Origin of the sequence: Streptomyces sp. NPDC018026, from assembly GCF_044327745.1 — a bacterium.
GTDB lineage: Bacteria > Actinomycetota > Actinomycetes > Streptomycetales > Streptomycetaceae > Streptomyces > Streptomyces rubrogriseus.
Genome location: NZ_JBIRFY010000011.1, coordinates 232,224 through 251,567, shown reverse-complemented (window position 1 = coordinate 251,567; position 19,344 = coordinate 232,224). Strand labels below are relative to the sequence as shown.

The following is a 19,344-nucleotide window of genomic DNA, read 5'->3' as shown; positions in this document are numbered from 1 at the left end:
TGAGAGCACCGGGATGGCAGATCAGACCCACGTCCTGTTCGTCGAGGACGACGATGTCATCCGCGAGGCCACCCAGCTCGCCCTCGAGCGGGACGGCTTCGCGGTCACCGCGATGCCCGACGGACTCTCCGGCCTGGAGTCCTTCCGGGCCGACCGTCCCGACATCGCCCTGCTCGACGTCATGCTCCCCGGCCTCGACGGCGTCAGCCTGTGCCGGCGGATCCGGGACGAGTCCACAGTGCCGGTGATCATGCTGTCGGCGCGGGCGGACTCCATCGACGTCGTGCTGGGCCTGGAGGCGGGCGCCGACGACTACGTCACCAAGCCGTTCGACGGGGCCGTGCTGGTCGCCCGGATCCGGGCGGTGCTGCGGCGCTTCGGGCACGCCGGGGGCGGCGACCGTTCGGAGGGCGCCGGTGCGGCGGCGACCGGGGGCGTGCTCACCTTCGGCGACCTGGAGGTGGACACCGACGGCATGGAGGTGCGCCGGGCCGGGCGGCCGGTGGGGCTCACTCCTACCGAGATGCGGCTGCTGCTGGAGTTCTCCACCGCGCCGGGCACCGTCCTCTCGCGCGACAAGCTGTTGGAACGGGTGTGGGACTACGGCTGGGGCGGGGACACCCGGGTCGTCGACGTGCACGTGCAGCGGCTGCGCACCAAGATCGGCCAGGACCGGATCGAGACGGTCCGCGGCTTCGGCTACAAGTTGAAGGCCTGAGCGGGGATACAGGGACAAGGGATATGCGGGGGTTCTTCCGACAACGACGGAGCGTCTCGCCGCCGGGGCACCCGTACGACCGCACGGGGCCGGGCGAGCACGCGGGGTCCGGCGCGCAGGCCGGGTCCGGCGCGCAGACCGGGCCGGGCGAGCACGCGGAACCGGGCGGGCGTACGCGGGTGTTCGGTGCGCGCCGTCTGCGGGCCCGCGGTATCCGCACCGGGCTGCGCTGGAAGCTGAGCGCGGCCATCGCGCTGGTCGGCGCGCTGGTGGCGGTCGCGCTGAGCCTGGTCGTGCACAACGCCGCCCGGGTGTCGATGCTCGACAACGCCCGTGACCTCGCCGACGACCGGGTCCTGATCGCCCAGCGCAACTACGAGCTGTCCGGGCGGCAGAACTTCCCCAACGCCCAGATCGACGACCCCGCCCTGCCGCCAGAGCTGCGCCGCAAGATCGACGCGGGGCGGCGGGCCACCTACGTCTCCGAGCGGCCGGACGGTGTGACGGACATCTGGGCGGCCGTGCCGCTCAAGGACGGGCACGTGATGTCCCTGCACTCCGGTTTCACCGACCGCAGCGCGGACATCCTCAGCGACCTCGACCAGGCCCTGGTCATCGGTTCCATCGCGGTCGTCCTCGGCGGCAGCGCGCTGGGCGTGCTCATCGGCGGTCAGCTGTCGCGCCGGCTGCGCGAGGCCGCCGCCGCCGCGAACCGGGTCGCGAGCGGTGAGGCGGACGTCCGGGTACGGGACGCCATCGGCGGCGTCGTGCGGGACGAGACGGACGACGTCGCGCGCGCCGTGGACGCGATGGCGGACGCCCTGCAGCAGCGCATCGAGGCCGAGCGCCGGGTCACCGCGGACATCGCGCACGAGCTGCGCACCCCGGTCACCGGTCTGCTCACGGCCGCCGAGCTGCTGCCGCCGGGCCGGCCGACCGAGCTGGTCCTCGACCGGGCGAAGGCGATGCGCACCCTCGTCGAGGACGTCCTGGAGGTGGCCCGGCTCGACGGGGCCTCGGAGCGGGCCGAGTTGCAGGACATCATGCTGGGCGACTTCGTGTCCCGGCGGGTCGCCGCCAAGGATCCCGCCGTCGAGGTGCGGGTGATCCACGAGTCGGAGGTCACCACCGACCCGCGCCGCCTGGAGCGCGTGCTGTTCAACCTGCTGGCCAATGCCGCCCGGCACGGCCGTTCCCCCGTCGAGGTCAGCGTCGAGGGCCGGGTGATACGGGTCCGCGACCACGGGCCGGGCTTCCCCGAGGACCTGCTGGCCGAGGGCCCGAGCCGGTTCCGCACCGGCAGCACGGACCGGGCCGGCCGCGGACACGGCCTCGGCCTGACCATCGCGGCCGGTCAGGCCCGCGTCCTGGGCGCCCGGCTCACCTTCCGCAACGTACGCCCGGCCGGCGCCCCCGCGCACATACCGGCCGAGGGCGCGGTCGCCGTCCTGTGGCTCCCGGAACACGCGCCGACCAACACGGGGAGCTACCCGATGCTGCCGGACCGGCCGAAGGGCGGGGCGACGTCGGCCCGGGAGACGTCCCCGAAGCGCTGAAGTCCTGGGTGGGAGGGTGCCGGACGCCCTTGGCGGCTCGAAAAAACCAGGGGCCGGTTCGGGTCCTGTCGTGGAATGCTTCCCGCCGGGTCAGGAGTGGCCCCGCCGACATTGAGGAGGGCCACGTGGAGCCTTCGGAACTCCGCCGCGCGATCGAGGCGGGCCGGGCGACCGCTGAAGAGCTGGGTCTCGAGGCCACCGACGTGGCCGTCGTCCACGACTCGGACCGGGTCGTGCTGCGTCTGCTCCCCTGCGACGTCCTGGCCCGGGTCGCACCCGTGGGTCATCTGGCCGACTCCGCGTTCGAGGTGGAGGTCGCCCGCCGCCTCGCCGACGTCGACGCTCCGGTGGCCGGGCTCGACCCCCGGGTCGCTCCCCGGGTCCACGTGCGGGACGCCTTCGCCGTCTCGCTCTGGACCTACTACGAGCCGTTGCCCTCAAAGATCGCGCCGACCGACTATGCGGACGCCTTCCGGCGCCACCACACCGCCCTGCGCGGGATCGATCTGACCGCCCCGCACTTCACCGATCGAGTCGCCGCGGCGCTGAGAGAGGTGAGTGACCCGGAGCGGTCTCCCGAGCTGTCCGACGCCGACCGGGCCTTCCTCGGCGACACCCTCGGCGGTCTGGGCGCGGAGATCGGCGCCGACCGGGCCGGTGACCAGCTGCTGCACGGCGAGCCGCATCCGGGCAACCTCCTCAATACGAGGAGAGGACCGCTCTTCGTGGACCTCGCCACCTGCTGCCGCGGGCCGGTCGAGTTCGACCTCGCGCACGCCCCCGAAGACGTGGGACAGCACTACGCGGGGGCCGACCAGGGTCTGATCGGCCGGTGCCGGGCCCTGAACTGGGCGATGTTCTCGGCCTGGCGCTGGCGCCGGAACGACCAGATGCCCGAGCGGGACCACTGGCGGGCGGAAGGGCTCAACCGGGTGCGGGCCTCCCTCCGCGGAGGGTCCGCACCGACATGACCGGATCCACGGGCGGCACCAGCCGCACGGCGGCGACCGCCACGAGGTGCGCCGGGGCGGCGCCCGTTTTCAGGGCGGCCACGTAGTCGACGGCCTGGGCGGGGGTCAGTTCGGGAACCCTTTGCCGAAGAACGCGCGAGGCGTGCACCCGTCCCCGTTCGGCCGTTGCGGCCCGCACTTCGTCGTGCAGATCGTCCACCGCGGTCCGCACGGTCTGTCCCCGGACCCGGACGCGATAGTCGTCCTCCCACGCCCCGGCCATGGCGGAGAGGACGCCGATGGTGTGCAGGCTTCCGTCGCCGCGGTCGACCAGGTAGGGCCCGTTGCCGACCGGCAGGAACCGGCGGTCCCCGGTCCGCAGGTACTCCTCGGTCGTCCAGCCGACGATCCACACCAGTTCGTGCGCCTCCACATCCGCCACAGCCGTCCGCATCGGGTCGAGACCGGCCGCCAGCTCCTTCTGGTAGGTGCGCTCCAGCTCTTCTTCGACGATCCGAATCGCCACATCCCGCTCGATCACGCGTGCGGTACCTCCCACATCTTCCGACGACTCGGGTGTCACAGGGGCAGCGGGCGGGCCTCGACCAGGTTGGCCATGACGAGGGTGGAGCTGAGGCGCTGCACGCCGGGGAGCGAGGCGAGGCGTTCGTCGTAGAGCCGCCGGTACGCCTCCAGGTCGCGGGTGACGACGCGCAGCAGGTAGTCGGGGTCGCCGAACAGCCGCTGGGCCTGGAGGACGTGCGGGATCTCGGCCACGGCCGCTTCGAAGGCGGCCACGGTCTGGCGGTCCTCGTAGCGCATGGTGACGAAGACCAGTGCCTCGAAGCCCAGGCCGAGCGCGGGGGCGTTCAGTGCGGCGTGGTAGCCGGTGATCGCCCCGGAGCGCTCCAGCGCGCGCAGGCGCCGGTGGCAGGGGGAGACGCTGAGGCGGACCCGCTCGGCGAGTTCGGTCAGGGTCTGCCGACCGTCCCGCTGCAGCTCGGCAAGGATCTTCCGGTCCACGTCGTCCATGGGGGAAATTCTTCCACCGTCGCGGCCTGGACGGGGTCATCTTGGAAGCACCTTTCGGACAATCTTCCCTAATCTTCCTCAGGAGGAGCTGGAAGAAGTGTGAGGTGGAGACGGTGGAGATGGCCGGCATCGGGGCCTTCTGGTCGGTGTCCTTCCTGCTGGTGCTCGTCCCGGGAGCGGACTGGGCCTACGCGATCACGGCGGGCCTGCGGCACCGGTCGGTACTGCCCGCCGTCGGCGGCATGCTGAGCGGATACGTCCTGCTGACCGCCGTGGTCGCCGCGGGCCTGGCGACGGCGGTCGCCGGTTCACCGACGGTGCTGACCGCACTGACGGCCGCCGGTGCGGCGTATCTGATCTGGCTCGGCGCCACGACCCTGGCCCGCCCCGCGGCGCCCCGGGCCGAGGAGGGCGGCGAGGCAGGCGGCTCCGGCTCGTGGGTGGGGCGTGCGGCCAGAGGGGCGGGCATCAGCGGCCTCAACCCCAAGGCGTTGCTGCTGTTCCTCGCCCTCCTGCCGCAGTTCGCCGCCCGGGACTCCGACTGGCCCTTCGCCGCGCAGATCGTCGCCCTCGGCCTGGTGCACACCGCCAACTGCGCCGTCGTCTACACGGGCGTCGGCACCACGGCACGCCGGGTCCTGGGCGCCCGCCCGGCCGTCGCCACGGCGGTGTCCCGCTTCTCGGGCGCGGCGATGATCCTCGTCGGTGCGCTGCTGCTGGTGGAGCGGCTGGTCTAGGCCCCGGGGCGTGCCCGTAGCCTGAGGCGCCATGGGGATACAGATCAACGCGAAGGTCGGCTTCCCGGTCAACGACGAGGTGGAGCGGGTGCTCGGGCTCGCCGAGGCGGTGGGCGAGCCCATCACCGTCACGTTCATGTGGGAGGGAGACCGGCCGTCGCAGCGGGCGGTGCTGGTGCCCGCTGCGACGCTGGCGCTCTGGGAGCACTGGGCACCCGCCGCCTACGCGCCGGGAGACCGGGCCCCGATGGAGGAGCCCGAGCTGGCCCACCCCGAGGAGTTCGGCCCGTTCACGCTCTTCCGGCGCCGTGCGGGAGGACGTACGGCGGTGGCCCGCGACGGCGTGGTGGTCGCGGAGCTGCTCGACCCCGGCGAGGCGCACTGGCTTGAGGAACAGGCCCGCAGTGTCCAGCAGGGCTTCATGGATCCGAAGCAGCGGGCGGCGTTCGAGGACTTCCTCGCCCGGCAGGCGGCGCGGGGTGAGCAGTAGCGGGCGGGCGGTTACCGCAGGCCGTCGACGAACACCTGCCAGGCACCGGCTCCGACGGTGACGACCGGCCCGGCCGGGTTCTTGCTGTCCCGGACGGGGACGGCACCGGTGGGACAGCCATCGGCCACTTCGAGGCAGTCGCCACCGGTGTTTCCGCTGTAACTGGACTTACGCCACTGGGTGTTCCTCGGGCTGGGAGCAGTGTCCATAGCGTTCCTCCATCACACGGATGATCAGTTCCGCCGAATCCTCCACGGAGAGGGCGGCGGCCTGCAAGCGAGCGAGCTGCCGGTCCCGGCTGCCGGGGACGCGCTGGGCGAGGGCGGGCGGGGGCTCGTGATCGTCGCGGCGGTGACCGACCGGTGGGGCGTCACGCCGTACCCGGACGGGCGGGGCAAGACGGTGTGGTTCGAGTGCGCCGGCGAGGCGGCTCCGTCGCATCCGGCCCGGCGAAACCGGGTTGTCTCCGGGTGAGTGATCGGCTTGGGTTCGTGGTCGTGACCGACTTGAGTGAACTCGTACGTCCCGACCGCTATCCGCGTTCCTCCCGCTACGACCCCGCGTGGCTGCTGGACCTCGACATGGGGCCCCATCCGCTGTGGCTGCTGGAGGATCTCGCCCGGGATCTGGAGCTGCGGCCGGGGATGCGGGTTCTCGACCTCGGGTCCGGGAAGGGCGCGACGGCGGTGTTCCTGGCCCGGGAGTACGGCGTCGAGGTCGTCGCGGCGGACTGGTGGATCGCGGCCGAGGAGGCGGCGGCCGTGTTCGCGGCGGCGGGGGTCGGGGACCGGGTGGAGGCCGTGCGGGCGGAGGCGCACTCGCTGCCGTTCGAGGAGGGGAGCTTCGACGCGATCGTCAGCGTCGACGCGTTCGAGTACTTCGGGACGGCGGACGGCTATCTGCCGTATCTCGTCCGATTCCTGCGGCCCTGGGGGCAGTTGGGGGTGGCGACGCCTGCTCTCACGCGGGAGGTGCGTGAGCTGGGGGCGGTCCCGCCGCACATCAAGGAGGTGGTGGGCTGGGAGGCGATGGCCTGGCACACCGCCGAGTGGTGGCGTTTCCAGTGGGAGACCACCGAGTTGGTGGACGTCACCTCGGCGCGGCTGCAACCGGATGCCTGGCGGGACTGGCTGCTGTGGGCCAGGGCGGGGGCCGCGTACCGGAGCGCGGACGGCGCGAGTAAGGACACCGCTCGCGCCGAGGGCGACCGGGCCGTCGTCGGCATGCTCACCGCCGACCACGGCGAGTACCTCTCCTTTGCCCTGCTCGCCGCGCGCAGGCGGTGAGCAGGGCAGAGGCCCCCCCGGGGGCCGAAGCCGCCCGGGGGCCCGGGGAGGGGGAAGGCGGCGGGTCGCCGCGAGGTCAGACGGCCTCGGTCACCGGGGCCTTCGCCGTGGCCGGGTCGCCGTCGCCGTCGGCCGGGGCGTCGGCCGGCTTCGGGCCCGCGCCCTTCAGCGGGACCTCCTTGACGAAGAACGCCGCGACCAGTGCGAGCACGGCCACCGCGGAGCCGAGCAGGAACGCGCCGTGGGTGCCGGAGGACACCGCGTGCTGGTAGGCGTCGCGGATGCCGGCCGGCAGTGCCTTCAGCGCGTCCGCGGTGAGTGTCGCGGACTGCTCCGTCGCCTTGGCGCCCGAGCCCGCGGCCCGCTCGGCCATGACGTCCTGGACCCGGTTGTTGAACAGGGCGCCCATGATCGCGACGCCGAAGGAGGAGCCGAGGGTGCGGAAGAGGGTGGTGGAGGAGGACGCGACGCCCATGTCCTTCATCTCCACGCTGTTCTGCGCCACCAGCATGGTGATCTGCATCAGGCAGCCCATGCCGAGACCGACGACGGCCATGTACAGGCCGGAGGTGAAGCGGGTGGTGTCGGTGTCCATGGTCGACAGCAGGTACAGGCCGACCGTCATCAGCGCGCCGCCCGCCACCGGGAAGATCTTGTAGCGGCCGGTGTTGGTGGTGACGCGACCGGCGACCATCGACGTGACGAGCATCGCGCCCAGCATGGGCAGGAGCAGCAGCCCGGAGTTGGTGGCGGACGCGCCCTGCACCGACTGCTGGTACAGCGGCAGGAAGAGGGTGGCGCCGAACATCACGAAGCCGACGATGAAGCCGATGATCGACATGAGGGTGAAGTTGCGGCTGCGGAAGATGTGCAGCGGCATGATCGGCTCGGCGGCCTTCGTCTGCCAGAACACGAACCCGACCAGCGCGGCGACGCCGATGCCGATCAGCTCCATGATCCGCGCCGAGGTCCAGGCGTACTCGGTGCCGCCCCAGGTGGTGACGAGCACGATGGCCGTGATGCCGATGGTCAGCAGCGCGGCACCCGGATAGTCGATCCGCGCCTTGCTGCGCTTCTTCGGCAGGTGCAGCACGGCGCTGATGGCGACGAGCGCGATCACGCCGAGCGGGATGTTGATGTAGAAGGACCAGCGCCAGCCCCAGTTGTCGGTGATGGTGCCGCCGACCAGCGGTCCGCCGATCATCGAGAGCGCCATGACACCGGCGATCATGCCCTGGTACTTGCCGCGCTCGCGGGGCGGTATCAGGTCGCCGATGATCGCCATGACGCCGACCATCAGACCACCGGCGCCCAGGCCCTGGATCGCGCGGAAGCCGATGAGCTGGCCCATGTCCTGGGCCATGCCGCTGAGCGCGGAGCCGATCAGGAAGATCACGATCGACGTCATGAACGAGCCCTTGCGCCCGTACATGTCACCGAGCTTGCCCCACAGCGGGGTGGAGGCCGCGGTGGCCAGGGTGTAGGCGGTGACGACCCAGGACAGGTGCTCCAGGCCGCCCAGCTCGCCCACGATCGTCGGCATCGCGGTGCCGATGATCATGTTGTCGAGCATCGCGAGCATCATCGCGATCATGAGGGCGAGCAGGACGACCCGCACGCTCCTCGGCTGCTTTCCGGCGTCGGCCCCGGCCGTCGCCTCCGTTTTCTCGGCCATCTCTCCTACTCCCCCAGCTACCGCTGTGCCACTTGCCACTTACTTGCCGCCCGGCAAGTTGTCTACACTGGGAAAGGTAGGCGCGTAACTAGCCGGGCGTCAAGTAAGTTTTTCGGAAAGTGCGCGGGGCAGGAGGTGCGTAGGAGGATGGGCGGCACAATGAACGGCACCAAGCAGCAGCGACGCCGCGGGGACACCCGCCAGCGCATCCAGGACGTGGCGCTCGAGCTCTTCGCGGAGCAGGGGTACGAGAAGACCTCCCTGCGCGAGATCGCCGAGCGCCTGGACGTCACCAAGGCCGCGCTCTACTACCACTTCAAGACCAAGGAAGAGATCCTCGTCAGCATCTTCGAGGACCTCTCACGGCCGCTGGAGCACCTGATCGAGTGGGGGCGGGAGCAGCCGCACACCCTGGAGACGAAGCAGGAGATCATCCGGCGCTACAGCGAGGCGCTGGCGGGCGCGGCGCCGCTGTTCCGCTTCATGCAGGAGAACCAGGCCACGGTGCGTGACCTGCGGATCGGTGAGCTGTTCAAGCACCGGATGTTCGGCCTGCGCGACATCCTCATGGACCCCGAGGCGGACATGGTCGACCAGGTCCGCTGCGTCACCGCGCTGTTCACGCTGCACGCCGGGATGTTCGTGCTCCGGGACCTCGAAGGCGACCCCGAGGAACAGCGCGCTGCCGTTCTCGAGGTCGCCATCGATCTGGTGACCCAGGCCCACCGGGGAGCCGCGGGCGGGTAGCCCCGGCCCTTAGACGGTCACGCCCTTGCCGCGCAGGAAGGCGACCGGGTCCACGGCCGAGCCGTAGTTCGGCGTGGTCCGGATCTCGAAGTGCAGGTGCGGACCGCTGGAGTTGCCGGTGTTGCCGGACTTGGCGATCGACTGGCCCGTCTTCACGATCTGGCCGATCTTCACATTGATCTTGGACAGGTGCGCGTACTGGGAGTACGTGCCGTTGCCGTGCTTGATGACGATCGCGTTGCCGTAGGCGGGGCCGTCACCGGCGCCGTTGCCGCCGGCCTTGACCACGGTGCCGCCGTGGGTGGCGACGACGTTGGTGCCGATCGGCACGGCGAAGTCCTGGCCGCTGTGCTTGCTGGCCCACATGCCGCCGTTCTGGGCGAAGCTGGCGCTCAGCTCGTACTTCTTGACCGGGTCGACCCAGGAGGCGGCCTTCTTCTTGGTGGCCGTCTTCTTGGCGGTGGTGCTCTTCTTGGCGCTCGCGGCGGCCTTCTCGGCCTTCGCCGCCTTGGCCTGCGCCGCGGCCTGGGCCTCTACGGCGCTCGCGGCGGCGGTGGTGCTGGAGGCCGCCGTGGTGCCGGTGGCGGCCGCGACCCCGGCTCCCAGTGCGACCGAGGCTCCGAGGCCTGCGGCCATCACCGCGGCGCGGGTGCGGATGGTCGTACGGGAAGAACGGGACGTGACACGCGGGAACATTCGAACCTCATGGGGACGGGTGCAGAGGAATGCCCACCGGCGGGACGCACAAGGCGCTCACCGGGCGGGCTCAACCTTGGTAACCCGGCGACCCCGAACCGCACAAAGGTGTGACCTACGACCCTATTTAGTACTTCAGAGTGAAACTTCACGACTCACACCAGAGCGGCCATTTTGGACAAAACCAGCTCAGGGCCCCGGAAAGGCTCCCGTCGGGCGCTCCGGTATGTCCGGTTTCGTCGTTCTTGCGGCGGCCACTATTCCCCGTAGTACACGGCAATCGGCCTGTGCGGCACATCACCGGCGGCCATGATCGAAGACCCGGTGAATGTGACGGGGGCTACTCCCGTCCCGGCTAACCCGCCCCCCGCACAAGGGCGTTCACCTAGGCTCGGAGCATGGTCGACGTCACAGCACTCGGGGCCCGTGTCGCGTCCAGCGCGGTCGTACCGCTGGTCCGGCGGCTCTTCGTCCGGAACGGGCCGGGAGCGGGGCTCGTGGACCGGCCGGTGCGGATATCGGCGCTGGTGTCCTTCCGGGGCGAGAAGCGGAACGTCACGCCCAAGGACGTCGACAAGATCGCCGAAGAGCTGGTCCGCAGGGCGCTGACCTCGGCCGGACCCGGCGAGGAGCCCGTGGACGCCGCGGAGGCGGCGGCCGTCAAGGACGCGCTGGCCCGCACGCTCGCCCGGCTCGGCGAGATCACCGTCGAGGACTACGAGGCCGTCGGGCTCGGCCCGGAGCGCTTCGCCCGCGAGCTGGGCGCCGGCGTGCCCCTGGCCCCGTACGGGCTCGGCGAGGGCGGCACGCTGCTGTACGAGCGGCTGCTGCACACCGCCTCGCTGCACATCCTGAACTTCCTCACCCAGCGCTCCACCTACGTCGCCCGCCAGCAGACCGTCCAGACGCAGCAGCTGGCCCGGCTGGTCCAGGCCGTCGACGTCCTGCTGGAACGGCTGCCGTCCCAGTCGGCCGAGGACGCCGGGTTCGAGGAGCGCTACGCGGACCACGTCGCCGCCCGGTACGGCACGCTCACCATCTACGGGCTGGACGCCGGGACCCGGGAGTGGCCGCTGGACACGGCGTACCTGAGCCTGGAGGCGACCCGGCCGCAGCACGGGCGGCAGACCCTCGCGGGGGCCGGTCAGCTGCGCGTCTCCGCCGAGCAGGTGCTCGCCGGACACGACCAGGTGTTCCTGCGCGGCGTCGCCGGCTCCGGCAAGACGACCCTCGTGCAGTGGCTCGCGGTGACCACGGCCGGCCGCGTCTACGACCACGGGCTGACCCATCTCATCGGGCGCGTGCCGTTCGTGCTGCCGATGCGCCGGATCGTGCGGCCGGGCGCCGAGCTGCCGCTGCCCGGGGACTTCCTGCGGGCGGTCGGCGCACCCGTCGCGGGCGAGCAGCCGCCCGGCTGGGCCGAGCGGGTGCTGCGGGCCCGGCGCGGGGTACTGCTGATCGACGGCATCGACGAGATCGCGGACGAGCGCCGGGCCACCGTCCGCCGCTGGCTGCGCGAGCTGGTGCGGACCTTCCCGGGCAACCTGTGGCTGGTCACCTCGCGCCCCTCGGCCGTACCGCAGGACTGGCTGGCCGCCGAGGGCTTCCACGAACTGGACCTCGCCCGGATGGGACGCACGGAGGTCGACACGTTCGTACGGCGCTGGCACCGCGCGGCCGGCGCCGAGGAGGCGGTGGGCGAGGCGCTGCGGCGGTCCGTGCGGACCACGCCCGAACTGAACCGCCTGGCCACCAACCCCCTCATGTGCGGCATGCTGTGCGCCCTGCACCGCGACCGGCGCGGCTTCCTCCCGCAGGACCGGCGGTCCCTGTACGAGGCCGCCCTGACCATGCTCCTGGAACGCCGGGACCGCGAGCGCGAGCTGCACGACCCCGCCGGGGCCGCCCTGCCGTACGCGACCCAGGTACAGCTGCTGCAGAAACTGGCGTGGTGGCTGATCCGCAACGGCCGGGCGGAGATGGACCGGTCCGAGGCACTCCAGATCATCGGCCGGGCCGCGCCGGCCCTGAACCTCGCCGGTGTCGGCGACGAGGAGGTCTACGCCGCGCTGCTGCTGCGCTCCGGGCTGCTGCGCGAGCCCGCCGAGGGCCGGGTGGACTTCCTGCACCGCACCTTCCAGGACTATCTGGGCTCCCGGCTGGCCGTGCAGGAGATGGACTTCGACCTGCTGGTCGACCACGCCGACCGGGACGAGTGGGAGGACGTGATCCTGCTCGCCCTCGCGCACGCCCGGCCCAAGGAGGCGGAGCACATGCTGCGCCGGCTCACGGAGCCGGGCACCCCGCGCGGCTCACTGCTCGCGGCGGCCGGGCTGCACTACGCGGCGGAGGTGGAGCCGGGGGTCCGCGAACGGGTGGAGCGGGGGCTGGCCGCCCATGTCCCGCCGACCGGCCTGGCGGCGGCCCAGGAGGTGGCGCGGGCCGGGGGCGATCTGGTGCTGGGCATGCTGCCCGGCCCGGACGGCATCGACGAACGGACGGCGTACATGACCGTGCAGACCGCGATCGAGGTCGGCAGCGAGGCGGCGCTGCACTTTCTGCGCCGCTACCGGGACCACCCGAGCGAGGAGGTCCAGCGGGCCCTGGCCGCCGCCTGGGACCGCTTCGACCGGACCCGGTACGCGCACGAGATCCTCGCCCATCTGTCCTACCAGTCGTATCTCATGGTGACCACGCCCGAGGACCTCCGCACGCTCGGCGCACTGGGCGGCTGGCAGCGCCTCATGATCCACGGCTCCTACCGGGTCGAGGACCTGACGGCCCTGATCGTGCCGGACCGGCTCACCCACCTGGCGCTCGACGCACCGCATCCGGTGGAGGGGCTGTCCTGGCTGTCGGCCTTCCCCCGCCTGTCGTCCGTCTACGTGGGCACGGACGTGGACGGGTCGGTGGCCGGGCAGGTACCGGCCTGGGTGGCGGAGTTCGAGACACCGTCGTCCGCAGAGCGCACCCACCTCGGGGAGTAACCACCTTCATGGATGCCGTCGTCCGCACGCCCTCCCGTCTCGCCGCCCCCCTCGTCCACCGGCTCTTCCGCGACCCGGCCCGCCCACCGGTGTTCTCCGAACCGGTCCCCGGCCTCGTCTCCTGGCGCGGCGCCCGGGCCACGGCCACCCCGGACGAGGTCCACCGCACCGCCGCCGACCTGGTGCACCTCGCCGCCGAGCGGCATGCCGCGCCCACCGCCGAACTGGCCCCGGTCGTCGACGTCCTGGCCCGCACCCTGCTCGCCATCGCCGAGGTCGACGTCACCGACGCCGACGCCGTACGGCTGGGACCGCAGGACTACGCGCGGCGGCTGCGGGGCGCGGTGCAGGGCGCCGACCGGGAACTGTCGCCGGACGCGGCCTGGTTCCACGACGCGCTGCTGGTGTCGGTGTGCCTGCACGTCCTGCACCACCTGGTGCGGCGCTCCGCCTACCTCCAGCGGCAACTGCCGGGACGGGCGAGCCGGATCGCCCAGCTGGTCGACCTGGGCGACGCCGAGGCGGCGGCCCGGCATGCCGAACGGCCCCAGGAGGATGTGGCGTTCGAGGCCGAGTACGCCGAGTGGGTGGCCCGGCGGCACGGCTGGCTGACCATCGTCGGCGTGGACTTCCCCAACGCGCCCGACCGTTGGCCGCTGGAGGAGACCTACCTGAGCCTGGAGGCGGAGGAGCGCAGCGGCGGGGTGGGCGAGACCGAGGACGAGCAGCGCACCGTGCTGCTCGCGGACCGCGCCCTGGAGGACCACGACCGGGTGCTGCTGCGCGGCGGCGCGGGCTCCGGCAAGACGACCCTGGTGCAGTGGCTGGCCGTGGCCGCCGCCCGGGAGGGCTCCCGGATCCCCTTCGTGCTGCCCGTGCGGCGTTTCGCCCGCGAGGGCTTCCCGGCCCCGGACGACTTCCTGCACGCGGTCCGGCACCCGCTCGCCGACCGGGCTCCGGAGGGGTGGGTGGTGCGCACCCTGCTCGCGGGCCGGGCGCTGCTGCTGGTCGACGGCATCGACGAGGCGCCGGAGAAGACCCGCGGCGAGCTGCGCGACCGGCTGCGCCGGCTGCTGCGCGTCTTCTCCGGCAACGGCTGCCTGGTCACCTCCCGGCCCTCCGCCGTCTCCGACGGCTGGCTGTCGGGCGGCGGGCTGGCCGAGGAGGACTTCGTCGAGCTGTCGCTGGCACCCATGTCCCGGGACCGGGTGACCCGGTTCATCCGGGACTGGCACTCGGCGGCCCGCCTCGACGAGCAGAGCCGCTCCCCCGGACCGCGGGAACGCGAGCGGGAGCGCAGCACGCTGGACGAGTACGAGCAGCGGCTGCTGCACTCCGTACGGATCTACCGCGAACTGCGCCAGCTCGCCACCAACCCCCTGATGTGCGGCCTGATATGCGCCCTCAACCGGGACCGGGCGGGCTCCCTGCCCAGCGGCCGCAAGGAGCTGTACGACGCCGCCCTGGAGATGCTGCTCCAGCGCCGCGACCCCGAACGGGACGTGCTGTACGCCGACGACGTGCGGCTCCAGCAGAGCACCAGGGAACGGCTGCTGCAGAAGCTGGCCCACGCCATGCTGGAGGAGGACGCCTCCGAGCTGACCCGGGAGCGGGCGGTCGGCATCCTGGACGCCGCGCTGCCCGCGATGCCCGCCGCCCGCGCGCAGGGGGACGGCGCGAAGATCTTCCGGCATCTGCTGCACCGTACGGGCCTGTTGCGCGAACGGTCGGGCGAGTCGGTCGACTTCGTCCACCGCACCTTCCAGGACTACCTGGCCGCCAAGGAGATCGTGGCCCGCGGCCGCTTCCCCACGCTGGTGGACCACGCCCACCAGTCCGAGTGGGAGGAGGTCATCCGCATGGCCGCCGCCCACGCCCGCCCCGAGGAGTGCGCCCAGTTCCTGGAACGGCTGCTGGCGCCCGCGCCGGGACTGCGCCGTCCGCAGATCAACCACCGCAGGCTGATGGCCGCGGCCTGCCTGGACCACGTCACCGAACTCGACCCGGCCGTCCAACGGCTCGTCCACGACCGCACGAAGAACCTGGTACGCCCGACGACCGAGCTGGCCGCCCGGGGACTCGGCTGGGTCGGCCCCATCGTGCTCGAACTGCTGCCCGACCCGGGCCAGGTGCCCGACGACCGGCAGGCCCTGCTGCTCGCCTACACCGCGACCCGCGTCCAGGACGACGCGGCCATCGACTACCTGGTCCGGCTGCGCTCCCGTGCCGCCCTGCCGGTGCGCGCCGAACTGGCCCGTGGCTGGCGGCACTTCGACACCGAACGGTACGCCCAGGAGATCATCGCCCACCTGGACCCGGACGGCCTCTACTTCCCGGTCGCCGACACCGCCGAACTGGCGGCGCTGCGCGAACTCGGGGGGCGGCCGCGCATCCAGGTGGCCGGGGTGATGCGGGCCGAGGAACTCCTGGCGGGGCTGCTCCCCGGCCAGCTGACCCACCTGTGGCTCAACGCGGAACTGCCCGACACGGACCTCTCGTGGCTCTCCGGCTTTCCCCGGCTGCGGGTGCTGCGGGTCAATCCCCGGCTGCCGCGGGTGCGGAACGTGCCGGACGGGGTGGAGATCACGGCGTAGGCGCAGGCTCGCAGGTCGGGGGACTGACTACTGCTCAGTAACCCAATCGTTGCCGTCCGGCCACTTGCTGGGGCAAGCATGCACGCGACAACTTTGCCGTCAGGCATCCGCGCAGGCAGGCATGAGAGGACCCCACCCCCCATGACCGTTCAGAACGGACAGACCAGACAGAACCGGCGCCGCACCTGGACGCGTGTCGCCGCGTCGTCCGCCGTCACCGTGGCGGCGCTCACCGCGACGGTCACGCCGTCGGTCGCCGCCCCCGCCGGGGCGCCCCGCACGGCGGCGCCCGCCGCGGCCGCCGCCGACGTCGACTACGACACCTGGCAGCGGGACTGCCGGGCCGTCATGGACGCGGCGCTGCCGTACCTGAAGGAGCGGATCGCCGACGCCGCCCCCGGTGAGAAGCAGGCCGTCGTCCTCGACATCGACAACACCTCCCTGGAGACGGACTTCGGCTTCAGCTACCCCCAGCCCGCCAACCGGCCGGTCCTGGAGGTCGCCGAGTACGCCCAGGAGCACGGCGTCGCCCTGTTCTTCGTGACCGCCCGCCCCGGCATCATCGAGGCGCCCACCGAGTGGAACCTCGCCCACGCCGGGTACGAGTCCTCGGGGCTGTACGTCCGCGGCTTCCTGGACCTGTTCAAGGACGTCGCCGAGTACAAGACCGAGCAGCGCGCCGAGATCGAGTCGAACGGCTACACGATCATCGCGAACATCGGCAACAGCGCCACCGACCTGTCGGGCGGCCACGCCGAGAAGACGTTCAAGCTGCCGGACTACGACGGCCAGTTGTCCTGACGGTCGTTATGCTCCCCTCGTCGACCGACCACGGGGGTGGCGCATGGAACCGGCGGTGCTCGGCGGGAAGTTGGCGTCCGGTCTGGTCGCCCCGCTGGTGAAGAAGCTGTTCGTGACGGGCGGCCCCGGCGCCGGACTGGTCGACCGGCCGGTCCGGCTGGACCGGCTGGTGTCCTTCCGCGGCGAGCGGCGCACCTTGGGCGAGAGGGAGGTGCGGCTGCTCGCCGGGAAGCTGGTCGGGGCCGCCCTGGACTCTCCCGGCGAGCCGCCCTTCCCGCGCGACGAGAAGGAGGCCGTGGCCGACGCCCTGGCCGCGCGGCTCCTCGCCCTCGGCGACCTGGACATGGACGACGTGCAGGCGGTGCGCCTCGGACACGGTGAGCTGGCCGCCCGGCTGCGGCGGCGGGCGGCCGGCTCCGGAGACGGGCTCTCCACCGACGCCCGCCACTTCCTCGACTCGGCGACCGAATGGGCCTGCCTGCACGTCCTGGAGTTCTTCACCCGGCGGTCGACGTTCGTCGCCCGCACGCTGGTCGCGCAGACACGGGGCCAGGCCGAGCTGATCGCCAAGGTCGACGAGCTGATCGCCCGCGTCCCCAGGCCCGACGCCCGGGACACGGCGTTCGAGCGCCGCTACCTGCCCTACGTCGCGGACCGGCACAACCGCATCACCATCTACGGCATCGACCTGCGCGACTCGCCGGACCGGTGGCCGTTGGAGGTCGCCTACCTGAGCCTGGAGGCGACCGCCGAGGAGGAGCACGCCGCGCTCCCCGGGGAGGACGCCGAGCCGGAACGCACCGTCCGCCTCCCCGCCGAGGCGGCGCTGACCACCCGCGACCGCGTACTGCTGCGCGGCGACGCGGGCTCCGGCAAGACGACGCTGGTGCAGTGGCTGGCGGTGACCGCCGCGCGGGACGGGGACCGGGTCCCGTACGTCCTGCCGCTGCGCACACTGACCCGGGCGGGCGCGCTGCCCTCCCCCGCGGCCTTCCTCACCGCCGTGGGCTGCCCGCTCACCCCTCCGGAGGGCTGGGCCGAACGGGTGCTGGGCGCCGGCCGGGGCCTGGTCCTCGTCGACGGCCTGGACGAGATCCCCGCCGCGGAACGGCACCGTACCCGCGACTGGCTCCTCGGCCTCGTCCGTGCCTTCCCGGGCAACCGCTGGCTGCTCACCTCCCGCCCCACCGCCGTACGCCCCGACTGGCTGGCCGCCGAGGGCTTCCGGGAGCTTGCCCTCACCCCGATGCGCCGGGACGACGTGACGACCTTCGTACGGCGCTGGCACGCGGCCGCCGAGGCACCCGAGTTCGAGGCCCGGCTGCTGGACTCGCTGCGCACCAAGCGCGACCTGGCCCGGCTCGCCACCAACCCCCTGATGTGCGGCCTGATCTGCGCCCTGCACCGGGAGCGCCGGGGCTACCTCCCCACCGGCCGCAAGGAGCTGTACGACGCCGCCCTCACCATGCTGCTGGCCCGCCGGGACCGAGAGCGGGGCATGGACGCGGTGGAGCTGGGCGAGGAGGCCCAGCTGGAGCTGGTCCAGCGGCTGGCGTACGCGCTGGTGCTGAGCGGGCGCACGGAGATGTCGGTGGAGACCGCCGAGGGCATCGTGGAGCGCGCCCTGCCATCGGTGGCCTCGGCGGCGGGGCAGGGCGACGCGGCGACGGTCCTGCGGGCGCTGGTCCTGCGCAGCGGGCTCCTCCGGCAGCCCGGCGAGGGTTCACTGGACTTCGTCCACCGCACCTTCCAGGACTACCTGGGCGCGCGGTACGCGGTCGAGGAGGGCCATCTCGACGTTCTCGCGGGCCGGGCGGGCGACACCCAGTGGGAGGACGTCATCCGCATGGCGGTGGCCCACGCCCGTCCGGGCGAGCGGACGATGCTGCTGCGCCGGCTGCTGAAGGAGGACGTCCCCCGGCTGACCCTGCTGGCCCTGGCCTGCCTGGAGCACGCGACGGCCCTGGACCCGGCGGTACGGGCGGAGGTGGAGGCGCGGGCGGGGGCGCTGATCCCGCCGGGCTCGAAGGAGGACGCGAAGGCCCTGGCGGATGCCGGTCCGCTGGTACTGGAGCTGCTGCCGGGCCCGGAGGGGCTGACGGACGCCGAGGCGCACGGGGTCGCGGTCGCCGCCTCCCTGCTGGCCGTGCACGAGCCGACCGGGGCCCTGGCCGTACTGCGCCGGTACCGGGAGCACCCCTCGCTCGATGTGCGGCGGCAGCTGGTGGGGACGTGGGACCGGTTCGAGGCGCGGGAGTACGCGACGGAGGTGCTGGACCACCTGGACCGGACGGCCCTGTTCCTGACGTGCCGGACCAAGGCCCAGCGCGAGGCGCTCCCCGTGATGGGACCGTGGACCCACCTCACGTTCCTCGGGGCACACCCGACGACCGAGATCATCGACTGTGTGGCGGAGCCGGGGGCGGTCGAAGAACTACAGCTCGTCAACAACTCCGAGGTGACCGAGCTGGGTGCCCTGTCGGCCTTCACGTCCCTGCGGCTCCTGCTGATCGACTGCGATCGGGCCCGGGACCTGGGACCGCTCACGCGTCTGTCGCTCACGGCTCTCCTGATCAACCGGACCGCCGGTCTCACCGGCCTCTCGGACCTGTCCTCGGTCACCCATCTGACGGTGGCGCGACGGCTCCCCGGCACGCGGCTGACGGCTTCCCTCCCCGCGGACGCACCCTTGCAGTACCTCTACCTCGGCGACGACGCCATCGCCGGTACCGGTCTTCGGGGTCTTTCCCGCTGGAAGACTCTTCAGGCCCTGTACCTGTCCCCGGCCACGCAGCTCACCGCCGAGGACTGGGCGGAGATCCGGCGACTGCCGCAGCTCGCTCTCCTCTACCTGCACGGCTCCCTCTTCCCCGACAGCATCGAGGTGATGCCCACGCTGCCGGGCGTCGAGGAACTCGGCCTCATAGCCCTGGACGGGGGTCAGGACATCTCGGTCCTCGCGCCGCGTCTCCCCGACATGCGGACAGTGACCCTTCAGGCCGCCCCCGGCGCCTCACTCGACGGCGCCCGCCTCGCCGCCCTCTTCCCCGACGCCGACGTGACCCTGCAGTGAGG

At 72.5% G+C, this 19,344-nt stretch carries 16 protein-coding genes and 1 pseudogene; 11 read left to right on the top strand and 6 right to left on the bottom strand.

Annotated elements, in window-relative coordinates:
- The first annotated feature begins 13 nt into the window (after positions 1-13).
- From cseB to ACH4D3_RS30070, 3 genes are all read left to right on the top strand, one after another.
- On the top strand, positions 14-718 hold the full coding sequence (cseB, locus tag ACH4D3_RS30080) for a two-component system response regulator CseB (RefSeq protein ID WP_398328373.1): 705 nt from the start codon (positions 14-16) through the stop codon (positions 716-718).
- 23 nt (positions 719-741) lie between these two features.
- The gene (cseC, locus tag ACH4D3_RS30075) at positions 742-2,274 is read left to right on the top strand and encodes a two-component system sensor histidine kinase CseC (RefSeq protein WP_398328370.1); all 1,533 of its coding nucleotides are present in this window, start codon (positions 742-744) and stop codon (positions 2,272-2,274) included.
- 125 nt (positions 2,275-2,399) lie between these two features.
- Positions 2,400-3,245: a phosphotransferase gene (locus tag ACH4D3_RS30070; RefSeq protein ID WP_398328367.1), complete on the top strand. Its 846-nt coding sequence runs from the start codon at positions 2,400-2,402 to the stop codon at positions 3,243-3,245.
- On the opposite strand, the gene ACH4D3_RS30065 is transcribed toward ACH4D3_RS30070, so the two are convergent.
- Positions 3,199-3,765, bottom strand: coding sequence for a YrhB domain-containing protein (locus ACH4D3_RS30065; RefSeq protein ID WP_398328364.1), 567 nt, complete (start codon positions 3,763-3,765; stop codon positions 3,199-3,201). The genes ACH4D3_RS30070 and ACH4D3_RS30065 overlap by 47 nt on opposite strands.
- Positions 3,766-3,803: 38 nt before the next feature.
- Positions 3,804-4,256: an Lrp/AsnC family transcriptional regulator gene (locus ACH4D3_RS30060; protein ID WP_398328361.1), complete on the bottom strand. Its 453-nt coding sequence runs from the start codon at positions 4,254-4,256 to the stop codon at positions 3,804-3,806.
- Between the two features lie 119 nt (positions 4,257-4,375).
- Between ACH4D3_RS30060 and ACH4D3_RS30055 the strand changes: the two genes are divergently transcribed.
- Positions 4,376-4,993 carry a LysE family translocator gene (locus ACH4D3_RS30055; protein ID WP_398328475.1) on the top strand — a complete coding sequence of 206 codons (618 nt, stop codon included), beginning with the start codon at positions 4,376-4,378 and terminating at the stop codon, positions 4,991-4,993.
- Between the two features lie 31 nt (positions 4,994-5,024).
- A complete protein-coding gene (locus ACH4D3_RS30050; RefSeq protein ID WP_398328358.1) occupies positions 5,025-5,483 on the top strand; it encodes a hypothetical protein in 459 nt (152 codons plus the stop codon).
- A gap of 11 nt (positions 5,484-5,494) precedes the next feature.
- Here ACH4D3_RS30050 and ACH4D3_RS30045 read toward each other — a convergent pair whose 3' ends face one another.
- Positions 5,495-5,692, bottom strand: coding sequence for a DUF397 domain-containing protein (locus ACH4D3_RS30045; RefSeq protein WP_398328355.1), 198 nt, complete (start codon positions 5,690-5,692; stop codon positions 5,495-5,497).
- A pseudogene (locus ACH4D3_RS30040) lies at positions 5,652-5,765 on the bottom strand (XRE family transcriptional regulator); the annotation flags it as partial. The gene ACH4D3_RS30045 and the pseudogene ACH4D3_RS30040, both read right to left, overlap by 41 nt.
- Before the next feature lie 215 nt (positions 5,766-5,980).
- Between ACH4D3_RS30040 and ACH4D3_RS30035 the strand changes: the two are divergent.
- Complete coding sequence (locus ACH4D3_RS30035) at positions 5,981-6,769, top strand: SAM-dependent methyltransferase (RefSeq protein ID WP_398328352.1); 789 nt, start codon at positions 5,981-5,983, stop codon at positions 6,767-6,769.
- Positions 6,770-6,845: 76 nt separating this feature from the next.
- Here the strand turns inward: ACH4D3_RS30035 and ACH4D3_RS30030 are convergent, their stop codons facing one another.
- Positions 6,846-8,444 (bottom strand): MDR family MFS transporter, encoded by a 1,599-nt coding sequence (locus tag ACH4D3_RS30030; protein WP_398328349.1) that lies wholly within the window; start codon positions 8,442-8,444, stop codon positions 6,846-6,848.
- Between the two features lie 147 nt (positions 8,445-8,591).
- On the opposite strand from ACH4D3_RS30030, the gene ACH4D3_RS30025 reads away from it, so the two are divergent.
- The gene (locus ACH4D3_RS30025; protein ID WP_398328346.1) at positions 8,592-9,191 is read left to right on the top strand and encodes a TetR/AcrR family transcriptional regulator; all 600 of its coding nucleotides are present in this window, start codon (positions 8,592-8,594) and stop codon (positions 9,189-9,191) included.
- Positions 9,192-9,200: 9 nt separating this feature from the next.
- Here ACH4D3_RS30025 and ACH4D3_RS30020 read toward each other — a convergent pair whose 3' ends face one another.
- Positions 9,201-9,887, bottom strand: a complete 687-nt coding sequence (locus tag ACH4D3_RS30020; protein ID WP_398328343.1) for a M23 family metallopeptidase — start codon at positions 9,885-9,887, stop codon at positions 9,201-9,203.
- Between the two features lie 398 nt (positions 9,888-10,285).
- On the opposite strand from ACH4D3_RS30020, the gene ACH4D3_RS30015 reads away from it, so the two are divergent.
- The 4 genes from ACH4D3_RS30015 (at position 10,286) to ACH4D3_RS30000 (ending at position 19,342) form a co-directional block, all read left to right on the top strand.
- Complete coding sequence (locus ACH4D3_RS30015; protein WP_398328340.1) at positions 10,286-12,874, top strand: NACHT domain-containing protein; 2,589 nt, start codon at positions 10,286-10,288, stop codon at positions 12,872-12,874.
- Positions 12,875-12,882: 8 nt separating this feature from the next.
- Positions 12,883-15,468, top strand: a complete 2,586-nt coding sequence (locus ACH4D3_RS30010) for an NACHT domain-containing protein (RefSeq protein WP_398328337.1) — start codon at positions 12,883-12,885, stop codon at positions 15,466-15,468.
- Positions 15,469-15,609: 141 nt separating this feature from the next.
- Positions 15,610-16,269: an HAD family acid phosphatase gene (locus ACH4D3_RS30005; RefSeq protein ID WP_398328334.1), complete on the top strand. Its 660-nt coding sequence runs from the start codon at positions 15,610-15,612 to the stop codon at positions 16,267-16,269.
- A gap of 43 nt (positions 16,270-16,312) precedes the next feature.
- Positions 16,313-19,342: an NACHT domain-containing protein gene (locus ACH4D3_RS30000; RefSeq protein ID WP_398328331.1), complete on the top strand. Its 3,030-nt coding sequence runs from the start codon at positions 16,313-16,315 to the stop codon at positions 19,340-19,342.
- Positions 19,343-19,344: the final 2 nt, after the last annotated feature.

Excerpts from the sequence above, each read along its gene's own strand:
- cseB (WP_398328373.1), top strand. The coding sequence starts at position 14 with ATGGCAGATCAGACCCACGTCCTGTTCGTCGAGGACGACGATGTCATC.
- cseC (WP_398328370.1), top strand. The coding sequence starts at position 742 with ATGCGGGGGTTCTTCCGACAACGACGGAGCGTCTCGCCGCCGGGGCAC.
- ACH4D3_RS30060 (WP_398328361.1), bottom strand. The coding sequence starts at position 4,256 with ATGGACGACGTGGACCGGAAGATCCTTGCCGAGCTGCAGCGGGACGGT.
- ACH4D3_RS30055 (WP_398328475.1), top strand. The coding sequence starts at position 4,376 with ATGGCCGGCATCGGGGCCTTCTGGTCGGTGTCCTTCCTGCTGGTGCTC.
- ACH4D3_RS30050 (WP_398328358.1), top strand. The coding sequence starts at position 5,025 with ATGGGGATACAGATCAACGCGAAGGTCGGCTTCCCGGTCAACGACGAG.
- ACH4D3_RS30045 (WP_398328355.1), bottom strand. The coding sequence starts at position 5,692 with ATGGACACTGCTCCCAGCCCGAGGAACACCCAGTGGCGTAAGTCCAGT.
- ACH4D3_RS30030 (WP_398328349.1), bottom strand. The coding sequence starts at position 8,444 with ATGGCCGAGAAAACGGAGGCGACGGCCGGGGCCGACGCCGGAAAGCAG.
- ACH4D3_RS30025 (WP_398328346.1), top strand. The coding sequence starts at position 8,592 with ATGGGCGGCACAATGAACGGCACCAAGCAGCAGCGACGCCGCGGGGAC.
- ACH4D3_RS30020 (WP_398328343.1), bottom strand. The coding sequence starts at position 9,887 with ATGTTCCCGCGTGTCACGTCCCGTTCTTCCCGTACGACCATCCGCACC.
- ACH4D3_RS30015 (WP_398328340.1), top strand. The coding sequence starts at position 10,286 with ATGGTCGACGTCACAGCACTCGGGGCCCGTGTCGCGTCCAGCGCGGTC.
- ACH4D3_RS30010 (WP_398328337.1), top strand. The coding sequence starts at position 12,883 with ATGGATGCCGTCGTCCGCACGCCCTCCCGTCTCGCCGCCCCCCTCGTC.
- ACH4D3_RS30005 (WP_398328334.1), top strand. The coding sequence starts at position 15,610 with ATGACCGTTCAGAACGGACAGACCAGACAGAACCGGCGCCGCACCTGG.
- ACH4D3_RS30000 (WP_398328331.1), top strand. The coding sequence starts at position 16,313 with ATGGAACCGGCGGTGCTCGGCGGGAAGTTGGCGTCCGGTCTGGTCGCC.